This is a genomic window from Ferrimicrobium acidiphilum DSM 19497 (genome assembly GCF_000949255.1).
GTDB lineage: Bacteria > Actinomycetota > Acidimicrobiia > Acidimicrobiales > Acidimicrobiaceae > Ferrimicrobium > Ferrimicrobium acidiphilum.
Map to the genome: position 1 here is coordinate 139420 of NZ_JXUW01000005.1, position 14783 is coordinate 154202.

A 14783-nucleotide genomic window follows, 5' to 3' on the forward strand; every position below is an offset into this window, starting at 1 on the left:
GTTTGGGATGATCGGACTGTACCTTTCTCAGGAGGGCGACCACTGTGTCCTCTCGTCTGTAAGACAATGCCCTCGCTATCGCAAATGGCCTGCAGGTAACCATGGAGAGCGGTATGCACTCGATCCACGGCACTCGTTGGACCCGAAGTTTGGATGAGGTTTCCGCATCAGTCAGCGCCCGCTCTACCACCTCGCTCGCAATCTTAGGCATGATGCCCGTGACGAGCTGCTCCGCGTCGAGTTGTTCAATGAGCCGAAGTAGGTCGGCGTGCATTGCTTGCCGGGTGGCTGGTGCGCCAAGTTCGCCTGGGGGAATCTCTCGATCACACCGCAAAGCACCTTGGCTTGGTCTCGGGGTGAAAGCGAAGCGAGCACAGAAATGAATACTTCCCGGGTCATCCCCTCATGTCCAGCAAGGCTGACATCAAGATCGCAGTAGTCGGTGTAGAAGTCAGCGTAGGTCCTGCATGAGAAGCGATCAGGCGATCCGAGGTAACCACTCGATAGGCCGATATAGCGGTTGACAACTCGACTAATCTCTGGATCGCTGAGTCCCTGGGTCACAGGTTCTCAAGCTCCAGACGCGGGGTCTCTACCGTCCACGTCGGAAGTCCGCATCCGAGAAAGTCACCGTCGCGAGTAAGAATGCCAGCATCCATGGTTATGGCTAGCGCGACAGGAGCCCAATCCTTTGGATCTTGTGGCACTCGCCGAAGTGCAAGTTCCTCCTTCTCCTCGTAGGCAGAAGAAGGAATGAACTCAATGGTGCGGCTGGTGAAGAGTTCATCAACGTCGCCTAACAGCAGATCGACTTGTGCTTGGCTCAAATGACCATGCTCCACAATCTTCTTGGCCCGTTTCGGTAGTTCGTGTTGTGTCTCTTCCCATTGGTCTTGAGCGGATGACGCTGCGTAACTCCGGATGGCGGGACAGATCGCGCCCTCGTTTGTGGAGCAGCTCTGCAGCGAGCACGCTCGTATCAACCACCACAATCATTCAGGCAACTGTCGCCGGAGGTCGAACAGCTGCGCCAGCTCCTCTTCGGACATACCCGTGTCTTCGAGGACCTTCTCTACCGTGACGCCCAATTTGGCAATAGCACGACGTACTTCGTCCTGATCACGTTCGAGCGGGATATAAAACCCAATCACCTGACCGTGCTTGTTCACGGCAACCGGATCGGAGCCCGAAAGGTAGGTGCTTGCATTGTTGCGAAATTCACGAACGCCGACGCTTTTGAGTTTGCCCATTATGTCTCCTTTGTGTACACAGGATAGCGCTTTATGGGCTGACCGTCGATGGCCCGATCTGATTCGATGTTCGATGTGCTGATGCCCAACTAAGTGGGATGGTACCGCATAACCGGACAGTTGGATATGGCTCCCATTTGATGGATGTCCTTGTCATAACGTGCCTCTTGAACTGCCATGTTAACTGAACGAACCATCGCAACGATGGCTTCTATGAACGACGATCGCCCAACATGGCCTGCCGGTCGGGACTGCCACAGCCGCCCGGCACGGGTTACTTCGAGATGCTCTGGATCGAACCAGGACGATGACACTGGATTCCCATGATGGCCTCTGACCATCCACATGAATGTCAAGAGAGCCGACAATACCAGAACGCCTCCTGCTAGTGTTGCCAAGTGTGCGGAAGCAGGAAGCCGAATTACTTCACAGAGGTAATCTTGGCCACTCAGGTCGATGGCGTCTACTAGCGCTTGTTACCAGCGCATCACTGCTCCTGGCGGCTTGCCATAAGAGTTCGTCCACCAACCAGGCTACTTCGACGACAATCAGCGGTATCGGTACTCCTCATCGAACGCTGGTGATCGGTGCTGCGCCTCTTCGACGATCCTTTCTGCTCTTTGCGATGGATTGCCAAGGCGGATCATCGGGTGCAAAGCTCTATCTGGACTACAGCAAGACTGGATCTCAGAACGAGTACGTTGAAACTTTTACCTGTCCGTCATCGAGAACTCGAAGCCCAGATCGTTTCTGGGTTAAGCGTTCCTCCCTCACCGACGATCGGGTGAACCTCTACCTGTCCAACCCGAAGGTTAGCTGGCGTCTCCGCATATCCGGTGTTGCTCATGCTCCAGATGCACCAAGGATTGCCCACGTACCACCTCCACCTCCCACGCACCTGTACATACCACCAACCCCCATTGGCCTCCCCAAGAGCGCACCTGCATGCTCAGCAGATAATCTCGTAGCGACCGTCCAGGACTCAGTCCCATCCCCACCTGATGGCGCCTCTCTCTTTGCACTGATCACGCTCCGAGCCACGAGCGCAATCACGTGCAGCCTTAAGGGCTATCCAACGGTAGTGTTGGACGGCACAGGTGGTAGCGCTGTCCGACTCACACCAACCACCAACAAAGGTGCGTTTTTCCTATTCACACCTCCGTTGTCAAAGAGTATCCAGTATCGCAAATCCATCGTGATTGTAAAGCGCGGGGTCCAAAACGCTGAGATACCAATTAGCTTGCCACTACTATGCGGTCCAGATATTACATCGTCTCCACTGACACCATATACCGGTGTAGCGATTACCCTTCCAGATAGCGGGGGCTCTATAACTGTACCAGGGAACGATTTCGTTGATCGAGCAATGCCCGTTAACTACCATTTCTCGAGCTGTGGACAGGGCAACGTCTACCCATTTGAACCGTCAGATCTATTTGAATACGCCACCAACCTCGGCCCCCCAGGTTCATAATTTCTGGAGCCCGATTCTTAGTATGACTGGGAGCGTCGCATGGCTGAAGGCGCTGCTGCCTTCATGCGTTTCAAGAAAGAGGGGCGCTATGAGTGACCCGGAGCTCGAAGCACTCGCCGCAGAACTTGCTGACTTCGCACCGCCTGAGGAGAATGGCGGACCACCGTCTCTTGAGGAGCGTGTAGTCGCGGGCTTCGAGGAGATCCAGCGTTTTACCGAGAAACCCGGCCGAGTTCCGCAACACTGTGACAATCGCGGCATGTCCTTGTCATAACATTCCCCATGAACTGGCATTTTAACTGAGCAAATCATCGCAACGATGGCTTCTATGAGCGACGATCGCCCAACACGGCCTGCCGGCTGGGACTGCCGTCACAACCGCTCCATGTGTCTGGCGGACAGCATGGTTACTTCGAGATGCTCGCGATCGAACCAGCACTATACCCGCCGATATGAAGTCAACAGAGCCTTTGAGACCCAGTGTGCTTTGTTCACAGGCCGATTCCCCATACCAAATCAACCCCCAGATTGGAAACCGCCGCATCCAGATCCCAAACTTTATCCGCGCCTCTCTTGGTCGTTCGAGTCTAAGGAGCACACTCAACCCCAACGCGACAGTGCTATCTATTCGACTCTCTCACCCTCAAGCTGGATCGGTGGCCTCAACAAAGCTCCCATAATCGATGCCGCCTCTTGGTTCTTGGCCCCAAGCACATGCGAATACACCTTCAGTGTGACAGAGGCATCCCGAAGGCCTAGTAGCCCGTAGCTACGCTACGGATATCCATACCAGCCGCGACCAACTGGGTAGCTGTGAAGTGATGCAAGCCGTGTAGATGCAACTCCCTCCACCCGAACTTATCCAACAGGCGCCGAAACAGCTTTGAGGGACTATCCGGATGCACTGGCAATGATCCATCAGGTTCTGAATAGAACAGATATGGGTTTGAGGTAAGACCCAGACCCAAACCCCGTGCAGCTCCTCCTTCTGCCCTTCGATGATGGCTTGACCAACGGAATCGAGAGCGACGAATCTTGCCTACTGGGTCTTGGTGGGTGCCTCTCTAGTCCCACCAGCTGGAGTATAGATCACCGACTTTGTCACCATGACTCCAGTATCCCCACAGTCATCCCAATGCAGACCACAGAGCTCCCCTCGTCTCATACCGGTCAGGGCCCCAAGCATAAAGAAGGCACCCCACTGGGGATGCACCGCCTTTGTCTCCTCGAGAATACTGATGAGTTGTTCAACCGTTGGTGCAATGACCCGCGCCACAGCCACCTTTAGAGGAGAGGCCAACAAAGCGGGGTTTAACTCGACCCACCCCCACTTCATAGCCTGGTTAAAGAACCGTCCGATCCCGATAGAGCCGATCTAAATGCGCTGCCGTCACCTCAGCCAATGGAAGCATGCCCAATGCGGGAACGATCTTAAGATCAATCCAGCCCATGTAGCCGCGAACGGTCGTGGGGGAGAGGTTCTGACTCACCAGGGTAATCGACTCTCTGATCGCAGATTCCACCAACACGCTTGAGTCTCGTGCACGTGAGTGCTGAGCCTCACTCAACAACTTCTCCAACTCGAAGTCAGCCTTGCGCTTTGACCCGTGAACAGTCACGCACTTCTGCCGACGCTTACCTGAGATCGGGTCCTTAGGAAGATCGACGACCAACTGCCAGACGTCCTTGTCACGCTTGTGGATCTAGTCCCTCAGCTAATGGATCTAAGGGTAATGCGGGCAGCCGTTCCGTGGTTCAGACATAACACCATTTCCCACCTGGTGCGCCCCCTGGGATTCGAACCCAGAACCTGCGGATTAAGAGGTGGTTACAAAGTGTCCGAGCTGGTAGTAAAAGTGTCCGAGTACGTCCCATTTTTGCAGCTCGTTGAAGTGTTGTGGCGATGGCAGTGGGACAGCCCCGGACTGGGTCGGACGTTCTCGGACACAATTGTTGGGTGAAAAGTTGGGTGAACTGCCCGACTGAGCTCCGCTATCTCAATGAGCGATTCAAACCCAAGAATACAAAGAGGCTTAGCACTGCTCAGAGCTCACGAGCGGAGATACAACAACGCCAGCTACGAAGCCGGAACACCTGATCATTCTTCAGGGTGAGCGCTCAGCGTGGAGGCTGTCCGAGTCAGGAGACCTCCCGTTCTGGCGACGACTTAAGAATACTTGAAGAACTCAGCCTTCGGAAGAAATGCGGTAAACGTTTGGGACAGTGGGTAGAAGAGGTCATAGTTGTGGATAAATTGCGGTTGCTAGTTGTCGCACTTCTGGATCGGCCCCGGAACGGTCACCGGTCCCAATGGCGTCGGTTTTGACCAGATCTCGACGCAGGAAATCAGGTCGGCAACTCGCGTCGTGGCCGATTGGGCGTGCCCAGCTGGGTTCAGCTTCACGCCATTCGAAGCGTACCAGATCTCGGCCTTTGCTGCTGGTGCCAAGGTAAAAGACTGGGCCCGCTGGGGGCTGTCCTTCGACATTGATCGAGGTGCCATTAGCCGGGGGAAGCGACGCTGACGACAACGCCGCGGACTGGGACGCAGTCACAACGATGCGCTCCAACTTAGCCTAGAAGCGCGTGCGTCCAAGCCTAGCTTACACCCCTGGACGGCCCCTTGAGCGTGGTCCACTTCGTTTGCGAGAAGACCACCCACAGTTTGTTTGCCTCGCTCCTATGCTGCTCTCGATCTTACGTAGTTCTCGCTCTCATCCATATATTTGACATTCTGTACACACAACCACAGAGAGCTAGGGCTCTATCAAAAGGAATGCCCGCAGAGCCAATCATTCCTTAATATGTGCACACAGCACTGTTGCGAGTTAGAGACATTCTGGGTGAACACACGGCTGAAGATTTACTGAAGGAGCAGCAGAATCCCATCAAACTCGAATATAGCACTGTCAATACCTTGTTCGGGCCAGGATAGTTCGATGACACAAGCCCCTGGTGGTGGTAGGGGCATAATCCACAGCCAAAGGGAATTGCGATCGAAAGGATGTCGGTCGAAGCGCACTACAGTTGGGTCACCAGGTCTATCTTCTCGTCGCAGATCGGTGACAAGTTCCTTGCGTTCATCGGCGAATCTGACCTCTAGCCGGAGGCCGTTGTAGGGGTCAGACGACTGATTTTTCTCCCAGTAAGGCTTCTGATTTCGGTCAGACAACAACGTCGTACTGGTCCCGATATTCTTGGCAGTCCTTTTGAGGTTCACCTCAAAACCATCGCGACAGGGGATCACCCGTTCGCAGGTCAGCACGATGTTTTCATTGTCCGCGAGAACGACCGATTGAGGAAGCGCCGAAGGGGGGAGCTTGTGTTGCGGGACAACGATCTCTTCTGTCCAGCCCGTCATAACCTCGAGCGAAGGGACAGAAAGAAAAGTCTCTTGGAGAAGATTAAAAAACAAGTTCCGATCCTGAGCAACCACCCTGGTGCAGAGGAAAACCCCTGGCCGGAGGTGGTCCCACCACTCTATTTCACTATCTAGTATTGTGATTGACGCTTGCAATTCGAGGTCAGATGTCGGCTGCCGCGCATCGACAAGTCTTTCGACAAGCGACTTGACCTGTGCGTTGACCTCATGAGCGTACCTACGTCCAAATGCAATGCGTTCCGCTGTCCGAGTTCTGTTCCACTCCAATGCTCTGTCTCGGGCTTGTTGCAATACTTCGAGAACGGCTGGAGACGAGGCGAGATCGCGCAACAGGGGTACTTCGGCAACAACCTGATCAAATGGTGTCACACGCCTCAGTAGCCGAGCCTCCACCGATAGTAAATCTGTGGCGTCAGCGTGACTCTTTGGTTGCAGTGGGATCGCAAGCTTCCAGAGCCTATGCCAAGTGCCCGTAACTAATTTGACATCAGTCGCACTCAGTCGCACGTGAACCGGATCGCCAATTGAAACGAGTAGCGGGGGAACGTGTGGTAATGCAGCATCATCTAGCTGGAGAGCATCACGAAGATAGAGGAGTACGTTCAGGAGGTCAGCCTGAAAGTCCCACTGTATAGACCAGTGACTACCATCAAAGATGTTCCGCATGAGAGCCTCCTCTCCCAGATCCCGATCGCTGCACTACCACACGTTGTGCCGAGACTGTGGTCACTGTACTGACCCACAGTCTCGACTCATTCAGGGCCGTAACGTCACCGTAAGTGGTAAAAGCCTAGATGTTGGACAGTCCACTGGGCCTTGTCCACCTCGCATGGGAATCGGTCCCCCTAATGTTATCCCTCGCATCCTTCTGCTGCTCCGATTCTGTGGGGCGGTTAAGGGACATCGGTACGGGAAGTCGGACTCTCCGAGTAGCAAATGGCGTTCGTCCCGTACGCGTAACTTCCGCTGGAAACTCCACCAATGTAGAAACCAGCACCTTTAAGCGCCTGGTAATACGGATTCTCCCAATCATAACCAGGACTACTCTCGCTCCACTGATTGCCCCACGATCTATTGTAGGTTACATTAGATCCAGAGGCATCCCAGTAGTTGAACAGTACCGTTCCAATCACGCTTGGCTCGACATCGTATCCGGTGTTAACAACCACTCCGGAGTCGTTACTGTTGGGAGCGATATAAATGTAGCTACTTCCACAGCTGCCGGTCACCGTATCAGCGGGCTGAATGGAAACATGTCGCGAGAGTTGCTGTCGTGCGGCATCCGCAATCGGCGCAGGCGCATTCAGGCGAACTCCATTTGCAAGAGTGAGCACCGACATTCCATTTGCTCCAACCGGGGATACAGACGTAACAGTACTCGCAACCATAGGCTCAACATTGGCGACAACCTTGGACTCATTGACTTGGCCAACACTAGCACCCGAAACGGGAGCCGCCCCGCTAGCATAAGCATTAGGCACTGCCACGAGGGATGCCAGCAGGCTAGCGACAGCTAGCGCAGCTCCCCCTCGAACCATGTTCCTTACCTTCATCATTACCCCCTTATGGTAGTTATCACTACCAGAGTTATCGTCTGGTACATCGGGGAACCTTACACATCGTGGCGACGTTTTCACAGCATTATGACAAATTAGCGAAATATACCTACTACCAGCATGTTTGCCATCTGACAGCTGAAAGCTCCAGGATCGGTGTCCAACATTCGTAGGGGGGACTGTCAGCCGAGGTAGGGCCAGTTGCGACATGGGTTGCACCAACAGAGGAACATGGGCCTTTGGGTGATATTGCTATTGAATATGGGCAGCTCAGCCGGATTAAAGACGGTCCTTGGTCTTTACTCTCTCACGTTGTTGAATCATGAACCTACGATTCTGGTGACCAACGACTTGAGCGCTTCCCAACGGTGATTGCAGTCTCTGTCATCCGTTTGGGGGACAAGCATATTGACAGTTGCTGTTAGCTTGGATGGCTTTTAACTTGATCACCATCAAGGTCCTCCAACCACTTAGTAGCTGGTGATCGTGCCATGATGGCAATGAGCAAGACGCAGAGGCCAGAGCCACGCTCTTATGCTCCCTCCAGCCAAGGAAACGCTAAGTGAGTTGCCGACCTGCGGAAACGCTTGAAGTAGTAGAGAAAGTTGTAACACTCCATGTGAACAGGACGTTTGACAGTCGGGCATGGTGCTGTACAAACACTACACCAACGGTTGAGCATGAAAACACAGATAGGCCGAAAGAGACAACCATCAATCGCCCTGGGAATCCCTGGCGGCATTGATCATGCGTTGCTTGCGGGTCATCCGGGTGGCGGCGATGGCCAAAGGGCTCGCCGCAACCTGCGTCTTAACCGGCTAATCGTGAGGCACCTCAAAATTTGGGCAGAGCGCCTCGACTAGCAGGTTAAGAGCCGTTAACCGGGTTCGAAGCGCAGCGGAGAACTTTCCAACGTATTCATTAGCCGGTTAACTTGTTGACAACGCGGACGCTGAGTTGATCAGGCAGTTGAGCCCTCGACATGGGCTGTGCAGTGGAGTTGGTTGAGCATTGCTCGGCGATTGCGATAGATAACGGGTCAGAGGAATCGGGTAGGGCCACACCGCCTACCGGTCGATTGCAGGACGAAGGGACTGTTCTCGTTGCGTTCGATCAGGTTTCGCAGTGAAGTGTGGATTCATCGACAACTAGCTTGCCCGCTGTGATCTAATGGCAACCGATGGAGCGCGAGTGGTGAACCGAGAGGATCAATTACCCTCCAGCGAGGATGGGCGGCGATCATGTTGGGGGTAAGGCGTTCGACCGCTTATAAGACAATCGCGGAAGGTACCTTTCCAGCTCCAAGCATCAGAGCTGGTGGTCGGTGGCGAGTCTCTCAAGAGGCGCTTCGTTAGCTCCTGGACAGAGAGAGATCGGTGGCCAACGGGCACTATGTCGCTACCTCGAACATACAGGGTGCCACCAGCATCGAAACCGGAACCGGTTCCTCGATACGAGAGTCAGCTCAGTTGGGATCCATAATCTGTCCGACGTGTGGTTCTTTGAGATCGACATTGGCCCCAATTCCCTTACCGAGCAGTCGACCAATATGCTCAGCCGCTCGCCTATCCTCATCTGGCACCGAGTCGGTGTAGTGACGAGCCATGACCGCATTCGTCCACCGGAGTCGCGACTGCTTCTGCTTCTCTGATATCACGGCATCGAGCGCTGTTGCTTGAAAGTGACGCAGAGAATGCAGGTGGATATCGCCGGCTATCTGTGAACGCGCCCGTGCCTTCATAAAACCATGCGAGATCGAGTCGGGATGAGGCGGTGTAGAGCCACCTGGCGCAAAGGAAAAGGCGAAGGCGTTGGCATCGAGTGTCAAATCCGCATCCTGAGCTAAGTTCTCTTGAATCTCGCGCAGTCTGAGAAGTTCATCTAAGGTTCCCTCATCGATTGCAACACTTCGTATGCTGGCCCTCGTCTTTGGCGACTTCACAGTCGCGCTCCCCTTATTAGATACAATCGACTCATCAATGCGAATGGTGCCGAGTGTGAGATCACAATCGTTCCAACGGATAGCACAGGCCTCGCCCCTACGCATGCCGGTGGCAACGATGATGCGAAGAATACAACTGATGCGTGGATCCAGGCTTTGGGCCCCAACAAGCAACCTCTGCACCTCATCAAGTGAAGGAGCCCTCACTGGCGTGTGAGACTCAATCGACCAACTTGGCAGCTCTGAGTCTGCAATCGGGTTGGGCAAAGCTCCACCGCTCCACTTTCGAGCCAATCGGCACGCTCTTCCGAGTACCGCCCGGACTTGGCGTACACTTGCCTCAGCGAGTCCATCGTCCTTCAGGCTTCGTAGGTACTTCTCGACGTCATAGGATGACAACGAGGCGATGCGCCTTCGACCAATCGAGTCCTTGATCTGGACCTTCCATAAACTCTCGTACCTACGTGTCGTGGATGGGGAGAGATCTGCCCAGCCATTGTCGCGCCAAGCAATGATTGCGTCGTTGATGGTGGTCGTCGAGTTCCACTTTAATTCGGTCTCAACGATTGGTGCTGGCTTTGCCTCCTGCTCAGACACCAGCCGGGCAAGCTCCCGTTCGGCCTGGCGCTTCGTACCGCGGAAGCGAACGTAGCGATGCTTGACCTTTCCCAGGCTGTCTCGACCCACGAACACACGCAGTTCCAAGGTGCCCGGTTGGGCCACCAGCCGCATGCTTCCTGCCATCGATTCCTCCAACTTCAAACCCCTTGTTGGGTTTGCTGTTGGGTTTCAGCCTAGTGTGAAAGTGTACATACGCTCTGAACTGGTGCGCCCCCTGGGATTCGAACCCAGAACCTGCGGATTAAGAGTCCGTTGCTCTGCCATTGAGCTAGAGGCGCTCGGTCTGAAAGATCATACCATGTGACGGCCTGATCGACGTTCTGGGGTGACCGAGGGGGCTCGAACCCCTGACCTCCAGAGCCACAATCTGGCGCTCTACCAACTGAGCTACGATCACCATCGCGGTTACTTAGCTTACATCCTGTGGTGGGTAGCCCGGCAGCTTGTTACTCAAGCGCTGCGTGCCCAATGGCCGCTGACTGTGGCCAAAGATCGATGGTCCCCGTCAATATGTAAAGACCAGTTGGTTCGTAGGTAAGAAGATAGGTGTAGGTGTGGTGGTGCAATTGTAAAGAACCAAAGATTGCGTCGGCCAAAACAGCGTCGGCATGACCTTGGGCATTCACGGCTGGTGTCTGTGAGTGGAGCGTGAGTTTTGATGCCACAACAGCAAGAGAACCGCCGGGCTGTGGCACTCCACGGGCTTGAAAGAGGAGCTGCTGAGCTCTGCTAGCTCCGAAGCGTCCATGTATTGTAAGGGTCACGAGTTGGTGAAAGTTTGGTTTGCTAACCCGAAGAAAACCGTGGAAGTTAAGCCGTAGCACCTTGTCAGAGAGGCCTAGCCCCGAGGTGAGAAGCCCTTCCTTTAGGTTGCGGATTTTGAGGATGCCGGGAGCTCCGCTGCTTGCTGTAGCCAATGTGGGCTGCTGATTAGGGCCGAGGTCGATCTGGAGTGTGTTCGAATGACCGATGAAGGCGGCGACTAGTCCAACAATGAGCGAGGCCGCAACTACCGTTATCGACGCACGGAGGAAAACCCTTGACTTGATCGTGCCGATACGGTCGACAATCGCAAACAGTAGTCCAAAGGTCATGAGGGCACCGACACCTAGGGCGACGACGGAGACGAAAGGATAGATCCTTGCCGCTAGCACGACGTCGATGAATCCCCATATAATCCAGCTCGCTAACAAAAGTGTTGTGTAAGGGCCGTGCATATGATCGTGCAGTAATCCGAGCGAAAAGCGCAGCGTTACCGCCATGCAGACCAAGAGAGCCGATCCCACGAGCAGTATCCAGATCGTGGTTCCAAAGTGCTGGATGGGGTTAGTTAGGATTTGGATCGGGGTGAGGAGGAGTAGGAATGAACCCAGCCAAAGCATCGCAGACACCATGAATGCCCTCAGGCGACCCTTGAAAGGATCGTTGGGCGAACTCCCGGCGACCAAGACTAACTCAATCAAAACCAACCCGATTACGAATCCGATGATGTCAAGCCGGAACGTTCCCTGGTCCACACGTCTACTCTATGGGTCGCATCCTGAGTGGTGGTCTCTTGGTTAACACCAGCGCTCAACATCGAGAGCCGTTGGTGTTGATGACTGGGCTAATCCTGTCTGTCTGCTGATGGCGGGGTTGACACAGCAGGTTGGTTTGCGTCTAAGCACCGATGCTAGTGCTGCATTCGCGCAGATAGATGTCTGTCTGTTTGTTTGTTGGGTACCCCGGGTTACCGGCTAGGTCACTGTGCGAATCGGAGGATTTACCAGCTGGTGCAGTCACATGGCGTATCGCAATAGCCCTATTAGGTGGGCCGAACTAGAAATTTTGGCAAATTTCCAAATTTCCCCCCCAAAACCGTCACCCCCTCCCCCTAGAGCACACTAGATTTATCTATCCCATGTGGTTGTCATCTCTACCAAGAGAGAAGCAATCACCTCTGGCAACGAGGAACTGGTAGCTAAAAGCTGGTAATACAGCCAAAGAGCCAGTACCTCGCAAACGACACACCACAGTCGATGATTCCTTCTGGAATCAGAAGGCTGCGCTCGTTCGAAGAAGGTGACTCTTAAGGAGTCACCAACCAAGGGCAAGCTGGTGTGGCACATTGAAAACTGAAGAGGGAAGACATGCCAGTGCGGGTATGAGAGGAAACCCTAGGTCGACCTCGATCGTTGCTGAGCAATCAGCAAGGACTCGAGAGTGACGATCTAGTACCTCGTCAACCTAACACTTTGAGATACAACAATCCAGCTCGGATTAACTCGTCTCTTGTCCATACGGTATCTAGACCAGAGCCATAACCGCGAAAGCAGTAAGGCTCCTAGAGTATCGCCAACCAAGAGACATTCGTTTATGACGGAGAGTTTGATCCTGGCTCAGGACGAACGCTGGCGGCGTGCTTAACACATGCAAGTCGAACGGGGTATCAGGGTAGTAATACCCGAAGTACCTAGTGGCGAACGGGTGCGTAACACGTGAGCAACCTACCCCAGAGCTTGGAATAACACCGGGAAACCGGTGCTAATACCGAATACTCTCATTCGGCCGCATGACTGAATGAGGAAAGATTTATCACTCTGGGACGGGCTCGCGGCCTATCAGCTTGTTGGTGAGGTAACGGCTCACCAAGGCTACGACGGGTAGCTGGTCTGAGAGGACGATCAGCCACACTGGGACTGAGACACGGCCCAGACTCCTACGGGAGGCAGCAGTGGGGAATATTGCGCAATGGGCGAAAGCCTGACGCAGCAACGCCGCGTGGAGGATGAAGGCTTTCGGGTTGTAAACTCCTTTCAGCAGGGACGAAACTGACGGTACCTGCAGAAGAAGCCCCGGCTAACTACGTGCCAGCAGCCGCGGTGAGACGTAGGGGGCAAGCGTTGTCCGGATTTATTGGGCGTAAAGAGCTCGTAGGCGGCTTGGCAAGTCGGATGTGAAATCTCCAGGCTTAACCTGGAGTCGCCATCCGATACTGCTATGGCTAGAGTCCGGTAGAGGATCGTGGAATTCCTGGTGTAGCGGTGAAATGCGCAGATATCAGGAGGAACACCAACGGCGAAGGCAGCGATCTGGGCCGGTACTGACGCTGAGGAGCGAAAGCGTGGGGAGCGAACAGGATTAGATACCCTGGTAGTCCACGCCCTAAACGTTGGGCACTAGGTGTGGGGCCTATTTCGACGGGTTCCGTGCCGTAGCTAACGCATTAAGTGCCCCGCCTGGGGAGTACGGTCGCAAGGCTAAAACTCAAAGGAATTGACGGGGGCCCGCACAAGCGGCGGAGCATGCGGCTTAATTCGATGCAACGCGAAAAACCTCACCTGGGTTTGACATGTAGGGAAAAGCTGCAGAGATGCAGTGTCCTTTTAGGGCCCTTCACAGGTGGTGCATGGCTGTCGTCAGCTCGTGTCGTGAGATGTTGGGTTAAGTCCCGCAACGAGCGCAACCCTTGCCCTATGTTGCCAGCGGATAATGCCGGGGACTCGTAGGGGACTGCCGGAGTTAATTCGGAGGAAGGTGGGGACGACGTCAAGTCATCATGCCCCTTACATCCAGGGCTGCACGCATGCTACAATGGCCGGTACAAAGGGTCGCCAACCCGCGAGGGGGAGCCAATCCCATAAAGCCGGTCTCAGTTCGGATCGCAGTCTGCAACTCGACTGCGTGAAGTCGGAGTCGCTAGTAATCCCGAATCAGCACGTCGGGGTGAATACGTTCCCGGGCCTTGTACACACCGCCCGTCACACCACGAAAGTCGGCAACACCCGAAGCCGGTGGCCCAACCAGTAATGGAGGGAGCCGTCGAAGGTGGGGTCGGTGATTGGGGTGAAGTCGTAACAAGGTAGCCGTACCGGAAGGTGCGGCTGGATCACCTCCTTTCTAAGGAGCACACGCCAACCCATCTAACACAGCTACACACTTAGCGCTACGCAAGTAGAACTAGTTAAGTAGTTGTCGCAGATGGTGAGGCTGTCTCAAAGAAAGTGTCGAAGCCTGGCATCCCTCTTCAGCTACAATGCGTTTGTTATGCATCTTGAGAATGAAAGAGCGAGCACGAGTAATCAACATAAGTACTCCAAGTTATTAAGAGCCAACGGTGGATGCCTTGGCGCCTGAAGCCGATGAAGGACGTAGGCGACTGCGATAAGCCATGGGGAGCTGTCTACCAAGCTTCGATCCATGGATCTCCGAATGGGGAAACCCGACATCAGTTAATGCGATGTCACCCCTGCCTGAATATATAGGGCAGGAGGAGGGAACAAGGGGAATTGAAACATCTCAGTACCCTTTAGGAAAGGAAAACAACAGTGACTCCCCAAGTAGCGGCGAGCGAAAAGGGAAGAGCCTAAACCGAACCGGTGTGATTAGCCTGGCGGCGTTGCCGGTTCGGGGTAGTGGGAGTGATCATCTAGGTTCGCCAGAGCCTAGGAGGAGTTACAAAGTTGGCTGGTTAGTCAAAGCAGTCTGGAAAGCTGCGCCACAGAGGGTAATGGCCCCGTAGACGAAAACCTCCAACCTCCTTCGATCACCACCCAAGTAGCGCGGGATCTGGGAAAGC

12 protein-coding genes, 2 tRNA genes, 2 rRNA genes and 1 pseudogene are annotated in these 14783 nt (G+C 54.4%); 5 read left to right on the forward strand and 12 right to left on the reverse strand.

What is annotated here, in order from left to right; genetic code table 11:
- Nucleotides 1-183 precede the first annotated feature (183 nt).
- The 3 genes from FEAC_RS15080 to FEAC_RS04275 are packed head-to-tail and all read right to left on the reverse strand — an operon-like array spanning nt 184 to nt 1250.
- Nucleotides 184-564 (reverse strand): hypothetical protein, encoded by a 381-nt coding sequence (locus tag FEAC_RS15080; protein WP_052565541.1) that lies wholly within the window; start codon nt 562-564, stop codon nt 184-186.
- Entirely contained in the window at nt 561-992 is a 432-nt protein-coding gene (locus FEAC_RS14535) for a PIN domain-containing protein (RefSeq protein ID WP_081901285.1), read from the reverse strand. Before FEAC_RS14535 ends, FEAC_RS15080 begins: the two co-directional genes overlap by 4 nt.
- Nucleotides 993-1250, reverse strand: a complete 258-nt coding sequence (locus FEAC_RS04275) for a hypothetical protein (protein ID WP_035391934.1) — start codon at nt 1248-1250, stop codon at nt 993-995. It abuts the gene before it with no gap.
- Nucleotides 1251-1650: 400 nt separating this feature from the next.
- Between FEAC_RS04275 and FEAC_RS04285 the strand changes: the two genes are divergently transcribed.
- The gene (locus tag FEAC_RS04285) at nt 1651-2724 is read left to right on the forward strand and encodes a DUF4232 domain-containing protein (protein ID WP_152623075.1); all 1074 of its coding nucleotides are present in this window, start codon (nt 1651-1653) and stop codon (nt 2722-2724) included.
- Nucleotides 2725-2812: 88 nt separating this feature from the next.
- Nucleotides 2813-2980: pseudogene (locus FEAC_RS04290) on the forward strand (GIY-YIG nuclease family protein); the annotation flags it as partial.
- A 783-nt stretch (nt 2981-3763) separates the two neighbouring features.
- On the opposite strand, the gene FEAC_RS04300 reads toward FEAC_RS04290, so the two are convergent.
- The 5 genes from FEAC_RS04300 to FEAC_RS04320 all read right to left on the reverse strand — a co-directional run bounded on the left by FEAC_RS04300 (nt 3764) and on the right by FEAC_RS04320 (nt 7659).
- The gene (locus FEAC_RS04300) at nt 3764-4060 is read right to left on the reverse strand and encodes a site-specific integrase (RefSeq protein ID WP_152623076.1); all 297 of its coding nucleotides are present in this window, start codon (nt 4058-4060) and stop codon (nt 3764-3766) included.
- Nucleotides 4061-4067: 7 nt separating this feature from the next.
- Entirely contained in the window at nt 4068-4397 is a 330-nt protein-coding gene (locus FEAC_RS04305) for a hypothetical protein (RefSeq protein ID WP_035392306.1), read from the reverse strand.
- 564 nt (nt 4398-4961) lie between these two features.
- Complete coding sequence (locus tag FEAC_RS04310; protein WP_035392308.1) at nt 4962-5279, reverse strand: hypothetical protein; 318 nt, start codon at nt 5277-5279, stop codon at nt 4962-4964.
- Nucleotides 5280-5587: 308 nt separating this feature from the next.
- Complete coding sequence (locus tag FEAC_RS04315; RefSeq protein WP_035392311.1) at nt 5588-6772, reverse strand: hypothetical protein; 1185 nt, start codon at nt 6770-6772, stop codon at nt 5588-5590.
- 227 nt (nt 6773-6999) lie between these two features.
- A complete protein-coding gene (locus FEAC_RS04320; protein ID WP_035392318.1) occupies nt 7000-7659 on the reverse strand; it encodes a hypothetical protein in 660 nt (219 codons plus the stop codon).
- Between the two features lie 1244 nt (nt 7660-8903).
- On the opposite strand from FEAC_RS04320, the gene FEAC_RS16300 reads away from it, so the two are divergent.
- Nucleotides 8904-9017, forward strand: coding sequence for a helix-turn-helix domain-containing protein (locus tag FEAC_RS16300; protein WP_152623077.1), 114 nt, complete (start codon nt 8904-8906; stop codon nt 9015-9017).
- Between the two features lie 110 nt (nt 9018-9127).
- Here the strand turns inward: FEAC_RS16300 and FEAC_RS04325 are convergent, their stop codons facing one another.
- The 4 genes from FEAC_RS04325 to FEAC_RS04340 form a co-directional block, all read right to left on the reverse strand.
- The gene (locus tag FEAC_RS04325) at nt 9128-10348 is read right to left on the reverse strand and encodes a tyrosine-type recombinase/integrase (RefSeq protein ID WP_052565547.1); all 1221 of its coding nucleotides are present in this window, start codon (nt 10346-10348) and stop codon (nt 9128-9130) included.
- A gap of 80 nt (nt 10349-10428) precedes the next feature.
- Nucleotides 10429-10503, reverse strand: a tRNA-Lys gene (locus tag FEAC_RS04330).
- A 43-nt stretch (nt 10504-10546) separates the two neighbouring features.
- A tRNA-His gene (locus FEAC_RS04335) sits at nt 10547-10622 on the reverse strand.
- A 49-nt stretch (nt 10623-10671) separates the two neighbouring features.
- Entirely contained in the window at nt 10672-11742 is a 1071-nt protein-coding gene (locus tag FEAC_RS04340) for a hypothetical protein (RefSeq protein ID WP_035392665.1), read from the reverse strand.
- An 838-nt stretch (nt 11743-12580) separates the two neighbouring features.
- Here FEAC_RS04340 and FEAC_RS04345 point away from each other — a divergent pair.
- Nucleotides 12581-14104: ribosomal RNA gene (locus FEAC_RS04345) — 16S ribosomal RNA — on the forward strand.
- A gap of 194 nt (nt 14105-14298) precedes the next feature.
- A 23S ribosomal RNA gene (locus FEAC_RS04350) occupies nt 14299-14783 on the forward strand; the annotation flags it as partial.